Origin of the sequence: Deinococcus marmoris, from assembly GCF_001949125.1 — a bacterium.
Classification (GTDB): Bacteria; Deinococcota; Deinococci; order Deinococcales; family Deinococcaceae; genus Deinococcus; species Deinococcus marmoris_A.
In genome coordinates, this window is sequence record NZ_MSTI01000162.1 from 1 (window position 1) to 1,499 (window position 1,499).

Here is a 1,499-nt window from a genome sequence, read left to right on the forward strand (position 1 = left end):
GACAGCCACCAGGAGGGCTGCTCCACCATTCAGACAGGGGGAGCCAATACACGAGTGAGGTCTACAAGCAGGCGCTAGACAGACTGCACGCAGTTCAGAGCATGAGCGAGAAAGGAGAATGCTGGGATAACGCCGTTCAGGAGAGCTTTTTCGCGACGTTGAAGACGGAACTGGAGCTTGGAAAGGCGCAGTGGGGTCGTGTCCAGACACGAACAGAAGTTTTTGAGTGGATTGAGGTGTTCTATAACCGCCAGCGTCGTCACTCCGCGTTGGGCTACCGGTCCCCGGCGGCCTTTGAGGAGCAAGCCCCATCCCGAACTGAGCCTCCACCAAACCCTTGACAGATCACTTCTCCAGAAAGCGGCTGTCGTACGAGGAGAAGCGGTCACAGATCAGCACCCCCGCGAAGTTCTGTCCCAGCCCTTCCCAGACTTCCACGTTCGTGTGCTGCAGATTTGCGCGGAACAGCACCGTGTCCGCACTGCGAAACGTGCCTACCCAGGCGTTCTGGTTGCCGATCCGCCAGCCAGTGTCGTCGTGATGGACGAACGGAGCCTGTTGCACGTGTGCCTTTAGGGCGTCCACGTGTGCGGCAAGGGGACGGTCGTCGGCGGCAAGCCGCACGGCGGCTTGCGTGATCGCACCCTGCGTGACCTGCACGCCGCCTAGGAGATTCATGACCGCCTGATCCGGCGGACAGGAAGGCCCACCTCGTGGTGCAGGATTTGGAGGATGGCGTGCAGGACAGGCCCGAGTCAATGGGCAGTCGCGCCCACCTGATCTAGGCTTACGGCCGGATGGTCACCACGCACCGCGTGGTGACACTGGGGACAGGCCATGACAGGCACGCGGTACTCGGTGATCTGCGTAGCGTTCTGAGGGACGAGTTCCGTGACCCAGGCCTTGTCGTGACGGGTGAAGATCAGCGGTCCCATAAACCCGCAGCGTGGACAGGTGTTTGGAGTGGTGACCTGCACGGTCTCGTTCACCTGTTGCGGCGTGGGTGGGGACTTGTGCGCAAACGGACCTTCACCAGGACGCCGTCTTGGCGGTTTGGGATGGGCTGTGCGCTTGTCCCGGCTGAAGGGAGCGGCGTATCTGCGGTTCCGGCGCTCCAGGTCTTCGATCCGCTTCGTGAGGCGGGCGTTTTCACTGATCTGTCAAGGGTTTGGTGGAGGCTCAGTTCGGGATGGGGCTTGCTCCTCAAAGGCCGCCGGGGACCGGTAGCCCAACGCGGAGTGACGACGCTGGCGGTTATAGAACACCTCAATCCACTCAAAAACTTCTGTTCGTGTCTGGACACGACCCCACTGCGCCTTTCCAAGCTCCAGTTCCGTCTTCAACGTCGCGAAAAAGCTCTCCTGAACGGCGTTATCCCAGCATTCTCCTTTCTCGCTCATGCTCTGAACTGCGTGCAGTCTGTCTAGCGCCTGCTTGTAGACCTCACTCGTGTATTGGCTCCCCCTGTCTGAATGGTGGAGCAGCCCTCCTGGTGGCTG

3 protein-coding genes are annotated in these 1,499 nt (G+C 60.7%); 1 reads left to right on the top strand and 2 read right to left on the bottom strand.

All coding sequences use genetic code 11. The features are described 5' to 3' along the window. A partial coding sequence (locus tag BOO71_RS23625) for an integrase core domain-containing protein (RefSeq protein ID WP_139323165.1) occupies positions 1-341 on the top strand: 341 nt, incomplete at its 5' end. A gap of 4 nt (positions 342-345) precedes the next feature. Here BOO71_RS23625 and BOO71_RS28935 read toward each other — a convergent pair. Further along, positions 346-678 carry an IS66 family transposase gene (locus BOO71_RS28935; protein WP_254843280.1) on the bottom strand — a complete coding sequence of 111 codons (333 nt, stop codon included), beginning with the start codon at positions 676-678 and terminating at the stop codon, positions 346-348. Positions 679-1,160: 482 nt separating this feature from the next. After that, a partial coding sequence (locus BOO71_RS23635; protein ID WP_139323165.1) for an integrase core domain-containing protein occupies positions 1,161-1,499 on the bottom strand: 339 nt, incomplete at its 5' end.

Coding starts and splice junctions, on each gene's coding strand:
- BOO71_RS28935 (WP_254843280.1), bottom strand. CDS start 678: ATGAATCTCCTAGGCGGCGTGCAGGTCACGCAGGGTGCGATCACGCAA.